Origin of the sequence: Arthrobacter sp. B3I9 (assembly GCF_030816935.1) — a bacterium.
Lineage (GTDB): Bacteria > Actinomycetota > Actinomycetes > Actinomycetales > Micrococcaceae > Arthrobacter.
Window position 1 is genome coordinate 2,916,822 of the sequence record NZ_JAUSYO010000001.1, and the last position, 15,177, is coordinate 2,931,998.

Annotated in this window: 13 protein-coding genes; all 13 read right to left on the minus strand. The window is 67.5% G+C overall.

The features are described 5' to 3' along the window. Positions 1-4 precede the first annotated feature (4 nt). The 13 genes from dnaE to ftsW all read right to left on the minus strand — a co-directional run bounded on the left by dnaE (position 5) and on the right by ftsW (position 15,176). A complete protein-coding gene (gene dnaE, locus QFZ65_RS13610) occupies positions 5-3,562 on the minus strand; it encodes a DNA polymerase III subunit alpha (protein ID WP_306911214.1) in 3,558 nt (1,185 codons plus the stop codon). Positions 3,563-3,611: 49 nt separating this feature from the next. Further along, positions 3,612-4,556: an RluA family pseudouridine synthase gene (locus tag QFZ65_RS13615; RefSeq protein WP_306912580.1), complete on the minus strand. Its 945-nt coding sequence runs from the start codon at positions 4,554-4,556 to the stop codon at positions 3,612-3,614. A gap of 8 nt (positions 4,557-4,564) precedes the next feature. Continuing rightward, a complete protein-coding gene (lspA, locus tag QFZ65_RS13620; RefSeq protein ID WP_306911215.1) occupies positions 4,565-5,146 on the minus strand; it encodes a signal peptidase II in 582 nt (193 codons plus the stop codon). 138 nt (positions 5,147-5,284) lie between these two features. Continuing rightward, complete coding sequence (locus QFZ65_RS13625) at positions 5,285-5,971, minus strand: DivIVA domain-containing protein (protein ID WP_306911216.1); 687 nt, start codon at positions 5,969-5,971, stop codon at positions 5,285-5,287. 144 nt (positions 5,972-6,115) lie between these two features. After that, entirely contained in the window at positions 6,116-6,424 is a 309-nt protein-coding gene (locus QFZ65_RS13630) for a YggT family protein (protein WP_306911217.1), read from the minus strand. Between the two features lie 135 nt (positions 6,425-6,559). Further along, positions 6,560-7,090, minus strand: coding sequence for a cell division protein SepF (locus tag QFZ65_RS13635; RefSeq protein ID WP_306911218.1), 531 nt, complete (start codon positions 7,088-7,090; stop codon positions 6,560-6,562). 88 nt (positions 7,091-7,178) lie between these two features. Continuing rightward, entirely contained in the window at positions 7,179-7,922 is a 744-nt protein-coding gene (locus QFZ65_RS13640) for a YggS family pyridoxal phosphate-dependent enzyme (RefSeq protein ID WP_373427589.1), read from the minus strand. Beyond that, a complete protein-coding gene (locus QFZ65_RS13645; RefSeq protein WP_306911223.1) occupies positions 7,900-8,679 on the minus strand; it encodes a polyphenol oxidase family protein in 780 nt (259 codons plus the stop codon). Before QFZ65_RS13645 ends, QFZ65_RS13640 begins: the two co-directional genes overlap by 23 nt. A gap of 87 nt (positions 8,680-8,766) precedes the next feature. Next, positions 8,767-9,987, minus strand: coding sequence for a cell division protein FtsZ (gene ftsZ / locus QFZ65_RS13650; protein ID WP_306911225.1), 1,221 nt, complete (start codon positions 9,985-9,987; stop codon positions 8,767-8,769). 219 nt (positions 9,988-10,206) lie between these two features. Then, a complete protein-coding gene (locus tag QFZ65_RS13655; RefSeq protein ID WP_306911227.1) occupies positions 10,207-11,103 on the minus strand; it encodes a cell division protein FtsQ/DivIB in 897 nt (298 codons plus the stop codon). Beyond that, the gene (murC, locus tag QFZ65_RS13660) at positions 11,096-12,550 is read right to left on the minus strand and encodes a UDP-N-acetylmuramate--L-alanine ligase (protein ID WP_306911228.1); all 1,455 of its coding nucleotides are present in this window, start codon (positions 12,548-12,550) and stop codon (positions 11,096-11,098) included. Before murC ends, QFZ65_RS13655 begins: the two co-directional genes overlap by 8 nt. Before the next feature lie 4 nt (positions 12,551-12,554). Next, positions 12,555-13,709, minus strand: a complete 1,155-nt coding sequence (gene murG / locus QFZ65_RS13665; protein ID WP_306911229.1) for an undecaprenyldiphospho-muramoylpentapeptide beta-N-acetylglucosaminyltransferase — start codon at positions 13,707-13,709, stop codon at positions 12,555-12,557. A 6-nt stretch (positions 13,710-13,715) separates the two neighbouring features. Further along, complete coding sequence (gene ftsW / locus QFZ65_RS13670) at positions 13,716-15,176, minus strand: putative lipid II flippase FtsW (protein ID WP_306911231.1); 1,461 nt, start codon at positions 15,174-15,176, stop codon at positions 13,716-13,718. Position 15,177 lies beyond the last annotated feature (1 nt).

Consider the following 15,177-nt stretch of genomic DNA (forward strand, 5'->3'; position numbering starts at 1 on the left):
TGCCTCAGCTGTCGAGGCAGGTCGGGCCGAGGAGCACCTTCAGGTCGCCGAACAGCGAGGGACTCGGGTTGACCCGCAGGTGCACGGGCAGGCCCATCACCTCCACCCGGGAGTCGCCCTGCAGGTGCAGGCGGACCTCCGACTTGCCGCGGTGCGTCCTGAGCACGTCGCCGAGTTCCGTCACCACGGCCTCCGTGGCCTTATGCGTCGGCATGGTGATCACCAAAGGCCCGTTCAGGCCCTCGCTCAGGTCCGGGACCGAGAGTTCCATGCAGTTCAACGCCACGGCGCCGTCATCGCGGCGCTGCAGCCGGCCCTTGACCACCACGATCAGGTCCTCGGCCAGCACCGAGGCGATGGGGCCGTAGACCTGCCCGAAGAACATGACCTCGACGGAGCCGCCCAGGTCCTCGATCTCAGCGCGGGCGTAGGCGTTGCCGCTGGCCTTCGCGATGCGCCGGCTCAGCGAGGTGATCATGCCCGCGATGGTGACGATGGCGCCGTCGTGCGGGCCGTCCTCGGCAATGATCGAGGTGATGGACTGGTCCGCGTGCTGGCTCAGGAGTCCCTCGAGGCCCTGCAGCGGGTGGTCCGAGACGTAGAGGCCGAGCATGTCGCGTTCGAACGAGAGCTTGTCCTTCTTCTCCCACTCGGGAAGGTCGGGGATCTCGATGCTGAGGGATGACTCGGATTCGGCTTCGTCGAACCCTGCGAAAAGGTCGAACTGTCCGATCGCCTCATTGCGCTTGAGCGTGATGACGGAGTCGATGGCCTCCTCATGGACCATGGCCAGGGCGCGCCGGTGGTGGTTCAGGGAATCAAAGGCCCCCGCCTTGATCAGGGATTCGATGGTGCGCTTGTTGCAGACCACCGCGGGCACCTTCATCAGGTAGTCCTTGAAGGACGTGTACGCGCCTTCCTTCTCGCGCGCCGCCACCATGGCCTCGACGACGTTGACACCGACGTTGCGGATGGCGCCCATGCCGAAGCGGATGTCATCGCCCACCGGGGTGAAGTTCAGCGCCGACTCGTTGACATCCGGCGGCAGCACGGTGATACCCATGCGCCGGCATTCGTTGAGGTAGATCGCCGACTTGTCCTTGTCGTCACCGACGCTGGTCAGCAGCGCGGCCATGTACTCCGGGGCGTAGTGCGCCTTCAGGTAGGCGGTCCAGTAGGAGATCACGCCGTACGCGGCCGAGTGGGCCTTGTTGAACGCGTAGTCGGAGAACGGCAGCAGGATGTCCCAGAGGGTCTTGACGGCGGCCATCGAGTAGCCGTTGTCCTGCATGCCCTGCGAGAATCCGGCGAACTGCTTGTCCAGCTCGGATTTCTTCTTCTTGCCCATGGCACGGCGGAGGATGTCGGCCTGGCCCAGGGTATAGCCGGCAAGCTTCTGCGCCACGGCCATGACCTGCTCCTGGTACACGATCAGCCCGTAGGTGCCGCCCAGGATCTCGGCGAGCGGTTCCTCCAGCTCCGGGTGGATCGGGATGACCTCCTGGATGCCGTTCTTGCGCAGCGCGTAGTCGGTGTGCGCGTTGGCGCCCATGGGGCCCGGCCGGTAGAGGGCCAGGACGGCGGAGATGTCTTCGAAGTTGTCAGGCTTCATGAGCTTGAGCAGGGAACGCATCGGCCCGCCGTCGAGCTGGAACACGCCGAGGGTGTCGCCGCGGGCCAGCAGCTCGTAGGATGCGGCGTCGTCGAGGGCCAGGGATTCGAGGTCCAGGTCGATCCCGCGGTTCATCTTGATGTTTTCCAGGGCGTCGGAAATGATCGTGAGGTTCCGCAGGCCGAGGAAGTCCATCTTGATCAGGCCGAGGCCCTCGGACGTCGGATAGTCGAACTGCGTGATGACCTGGCCGTCCTGGAAGCGGCGCATGATGGGGATGACGTCGATGATCGGGTCCGAGGACATGATGACGCCGGCCGCGTGGACACCCCATTGCCGCTTCAGGCCTTCAATGCCCAGCGCCGTCTCGAAGACCTTGGCGGCCTCCGGGTCCGTGGCAATCAGCTGCCGGAAGTCCCCGGCCTCGCTGTAGCGCTTGGAGTCCTTGTTCTGGATGTCGGCCAGCGGAATGTCCTTGGCCATCACGGCCGGCGGCAGCGCCTTGGTCAGCGTCTCGCCCATGCTGAACGGGTAGCCCAGCACGCGCGAGGAGTCCTTGAGCGCCTGCTTGGTCTTGATGGTGCCGTAGGTGACGATCATGGCGACGCGTTCGTCGCCGTACTTGCGTGTCACGTAGTCGATCACTTCGGACCGGCGCCGGTCATCGAAGTCGACGTCGAAGTCAGGCATGGAGACGCGGTCCGGGTTGAGGAAGCGCTCGAAGATCAGGCCGTGGTGCAGCGGATCCAGGTCGGTGATGCGCATCGCGTACGCCACCATGGAACCGGCGCCGGAGCCACGTCCCGGGCCCACCCGAATGCCGTTGTTCTTGGCCCAGTTGATGAAGTCGGCCACCACCAGGAAGTAGCCCGGGAAGCCCATGGAGGTGATGACCTCCAGCTCATAATCGGCCTGCTGGCGGACCTTGTCCGGGATGCCCTGTGGATAGCGGTAGCGGAGGCCCTTGTCGACTTCCTTGACCAGCCAGGAGGTTTCGTCCTCGCCCTCGGGGCAGGGGAACCGGGGCATGTAGTTCGCGCCGGTGTTGAACGATACGTCGCAGCGCTCCGCGATCAGCAGCGTGTTGTCGCAGGCCTCCGGGTGGTCGCGGAACAGCTCCCGCATTTCCTGCGGCGACTTCAGGTAGTACCCGCTGCCGGAGAACGCGAAGCGCGAACCGCCGTTGTCGTAGGTGGGTTCCAGCAGCGTGGAGCCTGACTGAATGGCCAGCAGGGCCTCGTGCGCCTTGGCGTCGTGCTCGTGCGTGTAGTGCAGGTCGTTGGTGGCCACCAGCGGGAGGTTCAGTTCCTTGGCCAGGCGCAGCAGGTCGCCTGTGACGCGCCGCTCGATGTCCAGGCCGTGGTCCATGAGTTCGCAGAAGTAGTTTTCCGCGCCGAAGATGTCGCGGAACTCGGCGGCGGCCTCCAAGGCTTCCCGGTACTGCCCCAGGCGGAGCCTTGTCTGGACCTCGCCGGACGGGCAACCGGTGGTGGCAATCAGGCCTTCGGAGTAGGTGTTCAGCAGTTCCCGGTCCAGCCGGGGCCACTTGCCGAAGACCGAATCAAGGGAGGCGATGGAGGAGGCCCGGAACAGGTTCCGCATGCCGACGTTGTTGTAGCTGAGCAGGGTCATGTGCGTGTAGGACCCGCCGCCGGAGATGTCGTCCTTGCGCTGGTTTTCCTCGCCCCAGCGCACCCTGGTCTTGTCCGTGCGCGCGGTTCCGGGCGTGACGTAGGCCTCGACGCCGATGATCGGCCTGATGCCCTTGTCCGTGGCCCGCTTCCAGAAGTCGAACGCCCCGAAGAGATAGCCGTGGTCCGTCGTTGCCAGGGCGGGCATGCCCAGCCGCTCGGTTTCGTCGAAGAGCTCGCCGAGCCGGGCGGCACCGTCCAGCATGGAGTACTCGGTGTGGTTGTGGAGATGGACAAACGAGTCGTTGCTGGAAGTCACCGGACCATTCTAGTGCCGCCGGGACCGCAAACCGTTCCCGGCGCGGCGGTCAGGCCTGGCCGGAGCCGAGGACTTCCAGCGCGTAGCTCAGGTCCTGCGGGTATTTGCTGGTCACGGTGACCCGCTCCCCCGTCCGGGGATGGTCGAAGGACAACTGCCGGGCGTGCAGCCACTGCCGGGTCAGGCCCAGCGTGGCGGCGAGCCGCGGATCGGCCCCGTAGGTCAGGTCCCCCGCGCAGGGGTGCCGGAGGGCGGCGAAGTGGACCCGGATCTGGTGGGTGCGCCCCGTCTCCAGGTGCACCTCAACGAGGGAGGCCTTGCCGAAAGCTTCGAGGACCTCGTAGTGGGTGACCGAGTCGCGCCCGTCCTCGATGACGGCGAACCGCCAGTCGTGCGCCGGGTGCCGGCCGATCGGCGCGTCGATCGTGCCCGCCAGCGGGTCCGGAAGGCCCTGGACGACGGCGTGGTAGACCTTGTCCACCGTCCGTTCCTTAAAAGCGCGCTTCAGTACGGTGTAGGCGTTCTCGGTCTTGGCCACCACCATCACGCCGGACGTTCCGACGTCGAGCCGGTGCACGATGCCGGCACGCTCCGGGGACCCGGAGGTCGAGATCCGGTATCCGGCGCCGGCGAGGCCGCCGACTACGGTCGGTCCCACCCAGCCGGGTGACGGGTGGGCTGCCACGCCGACCGGTTTGTCTATGACGACGAACTCGTCATCGTCCAGCAGGATGTTCAGGCCTTCCACGACTTCCTCCACGACTTCCAGGGGGTCCCGCCGTTCCGGGACGACGACGTCGAGGACGGCGCCGGGACTGAGCTTGAGGGACTTGCCGACGGCCTTGCCGTTGCAGCTGACCGCTCCTTCGGCGATGAGTGCTGCGGCCTGGGAGCGCGAAATGTCCATCAGCCGGGCCAGCCCGGCATCCACCCGGGTGCCGGCGAGATCGGCCGGAACTTCGAAGTGCCGGGGCGCCGCGGAGTCGACCGCCATGTCATCAGTCATGCTGGACCCTGTCCTTTTGGTGCTGCGAGATCCTTCTGGTGGTGCGAGCCGTCCAGGGAAATGCCCCGCAGCGTCAGCAGGCAGATAATCACCACAGAAGACACGACGGCGGAATCGGCAATGTTGAAGATCGCGAAGTTGGGCAGCTGGATGAAGTCCACCACGTGCCCCATCGCGAACGAGGGCTCGCGGAACAGCCGGTCGGTGAGGTTTCCCAGTGCTCCGCCCAGCAGCAGGCCCAGCGCCAGCGCCCACCAGGCCGAGCCGAGCTTCCGCAGCTGGAGCAGGATCGCCACCGAAACGGCGGCCATGACGATGGTGAAGACCCACGTGACGTTTTCACCGATGGAGAACGCGGCCCCGGAGTTGCGGATGTAGTACCAGTGCAGCAGCGGCGGCAGGACCGGGATCCGCTCCCCCTCGACCATGGTGGTGGTGACCCACAGCTTTGTCAGCTGGTCGAAGACGTAGGCAAAGACGGCAAGTCCGGCAAAAATCGAGAGCAGCAGCGCCCGGCGGGGCTTGGCGTGCGCCACCGGCACGGGTGTTGTGGCGTCAGGGGTTGGGGCGTCAGTCATAGGGCTTTCGTTCGGGAGCCAGTGCGGGACTGGAGGCCTGCTGCCGGAACAGGCAGGCCAGGGGATGCGGCGGTTAATGCAGAAAGCCGGCCGCCGAGGAAACCTCAGCCGCCGGCTTTCAGAATACGTGCAGATTGCCTAGGTGGCCGGTTCGACCTCGGGGGCCGCGACGGAACCGCGGGCGTCCAGGTCGCGCAGCTGGCCTTCGATGTAGGCCTTCAGGCGGGAGCGGTAGTCCCGCTCGAAGCCGCGGAGTTGTTCGACCTTGCGTTCCAGCACGGAGCGCTGCTGCTCGAGGGCACCGAGGATCTTGCGGGACTTTTCCTGGGCATCGTTGACGAGGCTGCTGGCCTCGATCTGCGCCTCGGCAATGATCTTGTCGCGCTGCTGCTCGCCGTCGGCGATGTGCTTGTCGTGCATCTGCTGCGCCATGGCGAGCAGGCCGGCTGCGGACTCCGAGGCCGGGGTGGCGGCGACGGGCGCGGGGGCCGGTGCCGCGGCAGGAGCGGGCTCGGCTTCCTTCTTCTTTGCGGCTTCGGCGGTCTTTGCCTCGCCTTCGGCCTTGGCGCGGTCTTCCTTGTCCTTGGCGGCCGGGACGGGGGCCGGCACCTTTTCGACCACGGGGGCAGCGGCAGTGGAGCTGGCAGGCGTGCCGGCGCCGGATTCGGCGAGCTTCTTGCGCAGCTCGTCGTTCTCCTGGTTCAGGCGTCGCAGTTCGACGACGATCTCGTCCAGGAAGTCATCCACTTCGTCCTGGTCGTAGCCTTCGCGGAACTTGGTCGGCTGAAAGCGCTTGTTGACAACGTCTTCTGGCGTCAAAGCCATCTGGTCACCTCGTTGGTCTAGTTAGTCAGAGGCCTTTCGGCCGTCAAACTACGGTACCTAAATATGGTCTGGTTACTCTAATTCAACACCGAAGTGTCAAACCGGAGCTTTCTATCACTTGGCGGAGATCGGGTCCATGGTCCTTTATGCGGCGATGGGCTGGGCGTACACGACGCCCTTCGCGATCGACATCGCCACCGAGACCGCAATGAACAGCAGCAGGAAGCCAAGGTCCAGGGACATCCCGCCGAGCCGCAGCGGCGGAATGAGCCGGCGGAGAAGTTTAAGGGGCCTGTCCGTGACGGAATATACGGCATGCGCGGCCACAAGAGCCACGCCGCGCGGCCGCCAGCTCCGCGCGAACATCTGGACCCAGTCAAAAACAAGCCGGACAATCAGGGCCACGAAAAAGAACAGCAGCGCGAGATAGACAAGTCCGAAAACGATTCCCATGAGTTAGCTCGAATCTCCATGTTCATTCCGGATACCGCAGTGTCCTTGGATGGTTACGCCTCTATTTCAACACGGATAATTCAGTACGGATGCCAGACAGGTGTCCTGCCTGGCATCCGTGGAAAAAAATCCGGACTAGCTCTGGTTGAAGAAGCTGGCCTGGGTCTCGCTGACCTTCTTGTCGTCGCCGATCACTTCAACGTAAGACGGCGACAGCAGGAACACCTTGTTCGTCACGCGTTCAATACTGCCCCGGAGCCCGAAGACCAGGCCGGCAGAGAAGTCGACCAGCCGTTTGGCGTCCGCCTCGCCCATGTCCGTGACGTTCATGATGACGGGGATCCCGTCACGGAAGCTTTCACCGATGAGCTTGGCGTCGTTGTAGGAGCGCGGATGGATCGTGGTGATCTGCCGGAGCCCGGTGTGTTCTTCGCGGCTCGAAGCCGCTCGCTTGATGGGTGTCACAGGTGCGCGATATTCCTCTTCGGCGGCGGAGGGCTCTTCCCGGGGGACCTCGCGGACTGGCGCCGGCGCACGGCGCTCCTCGCGGTCCTGCTCCATGGAATCGTCCTCGTCCTTATGCGGTTTGGGGTGCTCGGACTCGTAGTGTTCTTCGCCATCGGCGAGCCCAAGATAGATCATTGTCTTGCGCAGAGTGCCAGCCATGGTCGACTCCTAATCGTGTCCGTCAGCGGGCCGCTCATATGACCTGACAGCCTTGGAATTCCCGCCATTACCTTCCAATACGTCGAACCTACCGCAAGGCCGGACGCGGACCGAGAATATCGGACCCAATCCGAAGGTGTGTCGCACCGGACCGGACCGCCGCTTCGAGGTCCTGGCTCATGCCGGCGGAAATGCCGGTGGCGTCCGGGAACTGCGCTGTCAGCCGGGCAGAGATCCCTGCGAGCTTCTCGAATGCGGGAACGGGGTCCGCACCCAGCGGAGCCACCGCCATCACTCCAGCCAGCCGCAGCCCCTCGGAGTCCGCCAGCCGCTCCGCCAGTGCGGGCACGTCCACGGGAAGCGCGCCGCCCCGGTGGCCGTCGGCGTCGTCCTCAAGGCTGACCTGGATGAAGCAGTCCAGGGGGCCGCGTCCGGCGCGCCCCTGTTCGGCGGCCATGGCCTTCGCGAGGGCGCCCGCCAGCTGCGGGCGGTCCACAGAGTGCACGGCGGAAGCGTACTTCACGACGGACTTGGCCTTATTGCTCTGCAGCTGGCCGATGAAGTGCCAGCGGAGCCCCAGCGCGCCGAGACCGGCCGCCTTGTCCGCGGCCTCCTGGTCCCGGTTTTCCCCGACGTCGGTTATTCCCAGGGCTGCCAGCCGCCGGATGTCCTCAGCCGGGTGGAACTTGGTCACGACTATCAGCTGCGGCGGCGTATCGTGCCGCCCCGCTGCCGCGACAGCACTCTCGATCCGGCGTTGGACGGCGGTAAGGCGCTCCTCGAGCTGCGCCAGCCGGGGATCGTGTTGCTCAGCCACCGGCGTCCGCCTCATTTCCGTTTTCCACCCCGGCCCAGACCAGGCCGGCGAACCGTCCGGTGGAGGGGTCGCGGCGGTAGGAGAACAACCGGTCGTCCTCGAGGGTGCAGCCGCCGGAGTAGGCCACCGGCACGCCGTGGGCTTCCAATTGCTGGCGGACCCCGGCCGGCAGGTCGAGTCCGGGCGTTCCCTGGGAGGTTTCACACCAGGTGGCGGGGACAAGGGCTCCCACCTCAGCGCGCATAGCCGCCGGCACCTCATAGCACCGCCCGCAGACGGACGGTCCGATCCATGCGCTGATCCCTCCAGCACCCAGGCTGCGCATGCGAGCCACCGCGGCAGGGACCACGCCGGAAGCGACGCCGGGCCGGCCCGCGTGCACGACGCCAAGCACGGGTCCTCCCCCGGGGTCGGCGCCCACCAAAACCACGGGCACGCAGTCCGCAACCATCACCGCCAGGGCGGCACCGCGGGACACCAGGGCATCCGCCGTAGGCGGAGGACCAGGCGGAGGACCAGACGGAGGGCCACCCGCCACGGCAGCCGCGCCGGGCGCGACGGTGGCAACCTCGTTGCCGTGGACCTGGTTCATGTATTGGAAGCCGCGGGCGCCAAGGCCGGCGGCCTGGTCCAGCTCACGGCGGCGGCGCCGGACGTCCTCCGGATCGTCGCCGACATGGAGCGCCAGGTTGCCGGCGGCGGCGTTGGTGAAGGCCACCCAGACGCCGGGCCGCACTTCTGCCGCGCCACGAAAACACTCAAAACCCCACATCGTTGCCGAAAATCAATTACCGATCTTCGATCCTACGAGAAAGCACCATGGCACTGCCAGCCGGCAGTGCCATGGTGCTTCAGGGACCTACTTGAGGAAGTCGGGGACGTCCAGGTCATCCGTGTGGCGGCCGGACAGGTCCGGTTCCACGACCGAGGGCAGGTCGACGTCGAAGCCGGCGTCTGCCGGAACGGCGGAGGGGCGCTGCTGGCCCCAGCCGCCGAGGCCGGAAACACCGACCGTGGCGGGCAGCGGCTGGACGCGCGCCGAGGCGGGTGCCTGCGCAGGCGCCGGTGCCGGTGCTGCGGGCCGCTGCGGGGCGGCCTGCGGGAGGGACTGGTCCATGGACGGCGAGGTGGCCTTGACGTCGTCGAAGCCGGCGGCGATGACTGTGACGCGGGCTTCGTCGCCGAGGGCGTCGTCGATGACGGCGCCGAAGATGATGTTGGCCTCCGGGTGGGCAACCTCCTGGACCAAGCGGGCTGCTTCGTTGATCTCGAACAGGCCGAGGTCCGAGCCGCCCTGGATGGACAGCAGGACGCCGTGGGCACCGTCGATGGAGGCTTCAAGCAGGGGCGAGGCGATGGCGAGCTCCGCGGCCTTGACGGCGCGGTCTTCGCCGCGTGCCGAGCCAATGCCCATGAGCGCCGAACCGGCGCCCTGCATGACCGACTTGACGTCGGCAAAGTCCAGGTTGATCAGGCCGGGGGTGGTGATCAGGTCGGTGATGCCCTGGACGCCGGACAGCAGGACCTGGTCGGCCGAACGGAACGCGTCAAGGACGGACACGTTGCGGTCGCTGATGGAGAGCAGCCGGTCGTTCGGGATGACGATCAGGGTATCGACTTCATCGCGGAGGGCGTCGATGCCGGCCTCTGCCGAGCCGGCGCGGCGGCGGCCTTCAAAGGTGAAGGGACGGGTGACGACGCCGATGGTCAGCGCGCCGAGGGAGCGGGCGATGCGGGCCACGACGGGTGCGCCGCCGGTTCCGGTGCCGCCGCCTTCGCCGGCCGTCACGAAGACCATGTCCGCGCCGCGGATTACCTCTTCGATCTCGTCGGCGTGGTCCTCGGCAGCCTGCTTGCCGACCTCAGGATTCGCACCGGCGCCCAGCCCGCGGGTCAGCTCGCGGCCGACGTCGAGCTTGACGTCTGCGTCGCTCATCAGCAATGCCTGCGCATCGGTGTTGATGGCGATGAATTCGACGCCGCGGAGGCCGACTTCGATCATGCGGTTGACTGCGTTCACGCCACCGCCGCCGATGCCGACGACCTTGATGACGGCCAAGTAATTCTGCGGAGCTGCCACGTTACGTGTCCCTTGTTCGTGTTCTGTTGCGTTCTATTGCGAAAGCTTGTTGGAGTCGGGCTTGAAGCTTTGAACGTTAACCTTCGACTTGAAGGTTATAGTTATGTCAAGTAACCCATGTCTGAAACGGTATTTGCTGTGCGGAGGACATTCAATGACCGGCCGGGGCGTGTCGCAGGAATGCGCCAAATACCCTTCTGCCGGAAGCACCAGCCCAGACTACCGGGTGACCGGGTGCCGGGGCACGCTGACATCGTAGATCCGCACCGGGTTTTTCGGGTCCGCGGGAACCTTGAGGAGGGCGGCAAGGACCCGCGCCTTGAGTTCCTTCTCCCCCGCGTTGCCCCAGATGATCGTCTGCCCGTCGACGAGCTTGAGTTCGACGGCGTCAGCGGACTTTGCCGAGGCATCAGACAGCTTGGCGAGCACGTCCGCGGGCAGGGCGCCCAGGACCGCGGTGACGGTGTGGAAGACCTCCGGCGCCAGGACACCCGCCCCGGCGTCAATGACCGGAAGTGCCACCGACGCGTCGTCACTGGTGGCGCTGAGCGGGGTGCCTTCGACGTCCACCAGTTGCAGTCCCTCACCCTGCTTGAGCTTGGCCACGGGGACACGCTCGGTGATGTGGACCGCCAGCGTGCCGGGCGGCCGCGCCTCGGCGGTGACGTGCTTTACCTGCACCAGCGGCTGGAGCAGGGCCGAGACGTCCGCGTCGCTGATCTGCGGCAGGGGTTTGCCCTTCAGCGGCGCCAGGGCGGCCTGCACCTGCTCCGCGCTCAGCAGTCTGGTGCCCTCCACGGTGACGGTGCGCAGGGCGAGGACCGGCGTGTAGACCGCCACCACGATCATCGCCGCAACGACCGCCGTGATGATCCCGATGGTGCCCAGCACGATTCTTTTCCGTCGCTTGGCCTTGGGCTCGGGAAAGGACAGGATGTTGTCCTGCTCCGGAGCGCGGGGGGCGGCGGAACGGACGCCGGGCCCGGTAGCGGCCTTGGACGCGGAAATGACATCGGCCGGCGTCCCGTCGGCACGGTTCGGGCCGTCAGCACGGTTCGGCCCGTCCGGCGGCCTGCGGGCGCCGGCCTTGTACGTGGGGCGCCGGGTGCTAGGCACGGGCTGCTCCGGGATCTTCGGCTGCCGGTTCTGCGGCTGCCGGTTCTGCGGATGTCAGGGCGTCGACGATAAGCGGGCCGTACGCCGTGACGTCCCCGGCTCCTGCCGTCAGCACGATGTCCCCGGGGCCGGCAGCGGCGAGGAGGACCTGCATGGCGTCTTCGCCCGGGCCTACCAGCCTGCCGCCCGGTCCCAGGTCCTTGGCGATCAGCTGGCTGCTGACGCCGGGAATGGGGTCTTCACGGGCGGGATAGATCTCCAGCACCAGGGCAGTGTCGGCGGCGTTGAGCGCATCAGCGAATTCGCTGGCGAATTCGCGGGTCCGGGAAAACAGATGGGGCTGGAAGAGCACGTGCACCTTGTGCCCGCCGGCCACGGAGCGGGCGGCCGACAGCGCCGCCCGGACCTCTGTGGGGTGGTGGGCGTAGTCGTCGTAGACCCGCACTCCCCGGCCGGCGCCCTTGAACTCGAAGCGGCGGGACGCCCCGGAGAAGCCGGCAAGGGCTCCGGCAGCGGTTTCCGGATCAACCCCGAGTTCCCGCGCGACGGCGAATGCTGCCGCCGCATTGAGCGCGTTGTGCCTGCCGGGGACCTGCAGTTCGACGTCGAACCGGCCCTCCGGGGTTTCGAGCCACATCTCGCCGGGACCGCCGTCGTGCAGTTTGACGTCGGCCTCGTCCGCCGTGCCGTAAAGGACCACCCGGGTGTTGCCCCGCTCAAGGGTGCGGCGGGCCAGCGCCAGGGAACCGGCGTCGTCGGCACACGCCACGAGGACGCCGTCGGCCGGCAGGAGCTCCGTGAAGCGGTCGAAGGAGGCGTAGACGGCCTCGGCCGTGCCGTAGTGGTCCAGGTGGTCCGGTTCGACGTTGGTGACCACCGCTATGCGCGGGCGGTAGTTCAGGAACGAGCCATCGGACTCGTCGGCTTCGGCAACGAAAATGCCGGAGCTGCCGGAGGCGGCATTGACGCCCAGCGCCGGCACGTTCGCGCCGATCGCGAAGGACGGGTCGAGTCCCGCGCCCTGCAGCAAAACGGTGACCATGGACGTCGTGGTCGATTTTCCGTGCGTGCCGGCCACGGTCACGACCACGTCGTCCGCCATCGCGGACGCCAGCGCTTCGGAGCGGTGCAGTACCGGCAGCCCGGCGGCCATTGCGGCTGCCAGTTCGGGGTTGTCGGGACGGATCGCTGAACCGGCCACCACGGTCTGGGCGTCGCCGAGGTTGTCCGCCGCGTAGCCGACGTTGATCCGGGCACCGGCGGCGCCGAGCTCGGCCAGGACGGGCAGGTCCTTGGCGTCGGAGCCGCTCACCTGCAGTCCGCGGGCCACCAGGATGCGGGCGACGGCCGACATGCCCACTCCGCCGATGCCGATGAAGTGGACCCTGCCGAGGGACTCCTGCGGGTGCACGGGCCGCGGCTCCGGCTGGTCTTGGTGCTGGGTCATCGCGCTACCGCTTCCTGCTGTTCGTTTGGGAGGCTGCCTTTGAGGACGCTGCCTTCGGGGACGCTGCCGCTTCAAGGATGAGGTCCGCCATCCGGCGGTCGGCGTTCCGGATGCCGAGCTCCCCGGCGTCCCGGGCCATCCGGTCGAGCCGCTCGCCGTCCAGCAGCAGCGGCACGACGTTCCGGCGCACCCACTCCGGGGTGAATGCGTTGTCCGCCACGATCAGGGCTCCGCCGGCGTCCACCAGCCCGGCGGCGTTGAGGGCCTGCTCGCCGTTGCCGATGGGAAGCGGCACGAACACCGCCGGCACGCCGACGGCGGCCACTTCCGAGACGGTGGCGGCGCCGGCGCGGGCCAGCAGTACGTCGGCAGCTGCGTAGACCGATTCCATCCCGTCCACATACTCCACCTGCCGGTATCCGGGGGCAGCGAGCGGCTTGCCGTCGGCGTCGTGGACGGCCTTGTCCCGCCCGGTGATGTGCAGGGTCTGGATCCCGGCTTCGGCGAGGGCCGCGACGGAAGCGGCGATGGTCCGGTTGATGCTTTGCGCCCCCGAGGACCCGCCGGTGACGATGAGCGTGGGCTGCTGCGGATCGAGGCCGAGCTCCGTCCGGGCGGCCGCGCGGGCGGCTGGCCGGTCCAGGCCGGAGATCTCGCGGCGCATCGGCATGCCGACGTGCACAGCCCCGGGAAGCCGGGTGTTGGCGAAGGCCACGGCCACCTTTGCCCCCAGCCGGGCGCCGACGCGGTTCGCAAGCCCCGGGCGGGTGTTGGCCTCATGGAGGACGATCGGGATGTTCCGCCGCCGGGCGGCCAGGTACATGGGGGTGCACACGTAGCCCCCGACGCCGACGAGCACGTCGGCTCCGGCCTCGTCGAGGATCATCCCGGCCTGCTTCACGGCGGCTGCCAGCCGGCCGGGGAGCCGGAGCTGGTCCAGCGACGGTTTGCGCGGAAACGGCACCCGGCTGATGGTGGCCAGATCGAGGCCCGCGGCGGGTACAAGCCGCGCCTCCATGCCGTTGGGCGTGCCGACGGCGAGGAGCCGGGTACCCGGGCGGGCTTCCCGGATGGCGTGCGCGATGGCCAGGAGCGGGCTGATGTGCCCGGCTGTTCCGCCGCCGGCGAGGACGACGGACAAGGGCGACTCGGTACTCATGAAGGCTTATTTCCGCTTCCGTGCTGGGTTGTTGAGTGCTGGTTTCCTGGCGGCCGTTCGGGCGTTCCGCGCGGCGTTCCGCGCAGCGGCTCGCTTCCGGAGGGATCCGGCCAGCCCTGCCGGCCCGAACCGGAACATCCTCTTGGGCTGCAGGCCGGGCGCCATCTGGGCCCGCGCCAGGGACAAGACTACGCCGATGGCGCACAAGGACATGAGGAGGGCTGAACCGCCATAGGAAATGAACGGCAGCGGAATGCCGATCACGGGTGCCAGGCCGGTGACGACGGCCATGTTGACGGTGGCTTGGCCCAGCAGCCAGACCATGATGGTTCCGGCGAGGACCCGGTGGAACATGTCCTTCTGGGCCACGACCACGCGGTAGATGGCCGTGCCCAGGATGGCGAACAGGGCGAGGACGACCAGCGTGCCGATCAGGCCGAGCTCCTCGCCGATGATGGCGAAGATGAAGTCGTTGTGCGCCTCGGGAATCCAGCTGTACTTCTGCCTGCTCTGGCCCAGCCCGACGCCGAACCAGCCGCCGGAGGCGAGCCCGTAGAGGCCGTTGGTCGACTGGTAGTTCAAGTCAGAGCCGTCGGCGCAGGTCTGGCCGGTCCAGGAGAGGATGCGGCAGACCCGGTTGGGGCTCGTAATGGCCAGCACCGCGGTGGCGGCGCCCAGGAGGACCGCGCCGATTCCGAACAGGTAGAGCCGGACGCCCGCGAAAAAGAGCGCCGCCGCGGTGATCATCATGACGATCATCGCGGTGCCGAGGTCGTTGCCCATCAGGATGAGGCCGATGACCCCCGCTGCACCCGGGACCACCACCGGAATCAGGGCGTGCTTGGCTTGGGACAGAAGCTTGGCCTTGCGGTCCAGCACCGTGGCCATCCACAGGGCCAGCGCCAGTTTCGCCGCCTCGGAGGGCTGGAAGGTGAACGGCCCGATGTCGATCCAGTTCTGGTTGCCCAGGGCGCTTCGGCCCACGAGCAGCACCAGCCCGAGCAGTATGAACGCCGCGATGATGGCGAGCCAGGCGCCACGCTTCAGCCAGACCACGTTCACCCGGGAGAGCAGGAACATGCAGAAGAGGCCGATCGCGGCGAACATGCCCTGCTTCAGGGCGGCCGAGTAGGGCGACTCCCCCGCCGCGATGGCCTCCACGCTGGAGGCCGAGAGCACCATCAGGATGCCGATCGCCGTCAGTGCGAGCGTCGCGCCGAGGATCAGGTAGTAGGTGGAGCCGTTGCTGGACTTGCCGGTGCCTTCCAGCGCGGACCAGAAGCCCCGGGACCAGCCAAGGACCCTGCGGAGGGGCGGCACCCTCCGGCCGGGCACGGCGCTGGACCCCGATGGTGCCGTCGCCTTCCCGTTAGGCGCCTTCCCCTGGGCTGCTTTCCCTTGGGATGCTTTCCCTTGGGATGGGGCGGCGCCCGGCTTGGCCGGGGTGCGTGTGGGCGTGCTGACCATT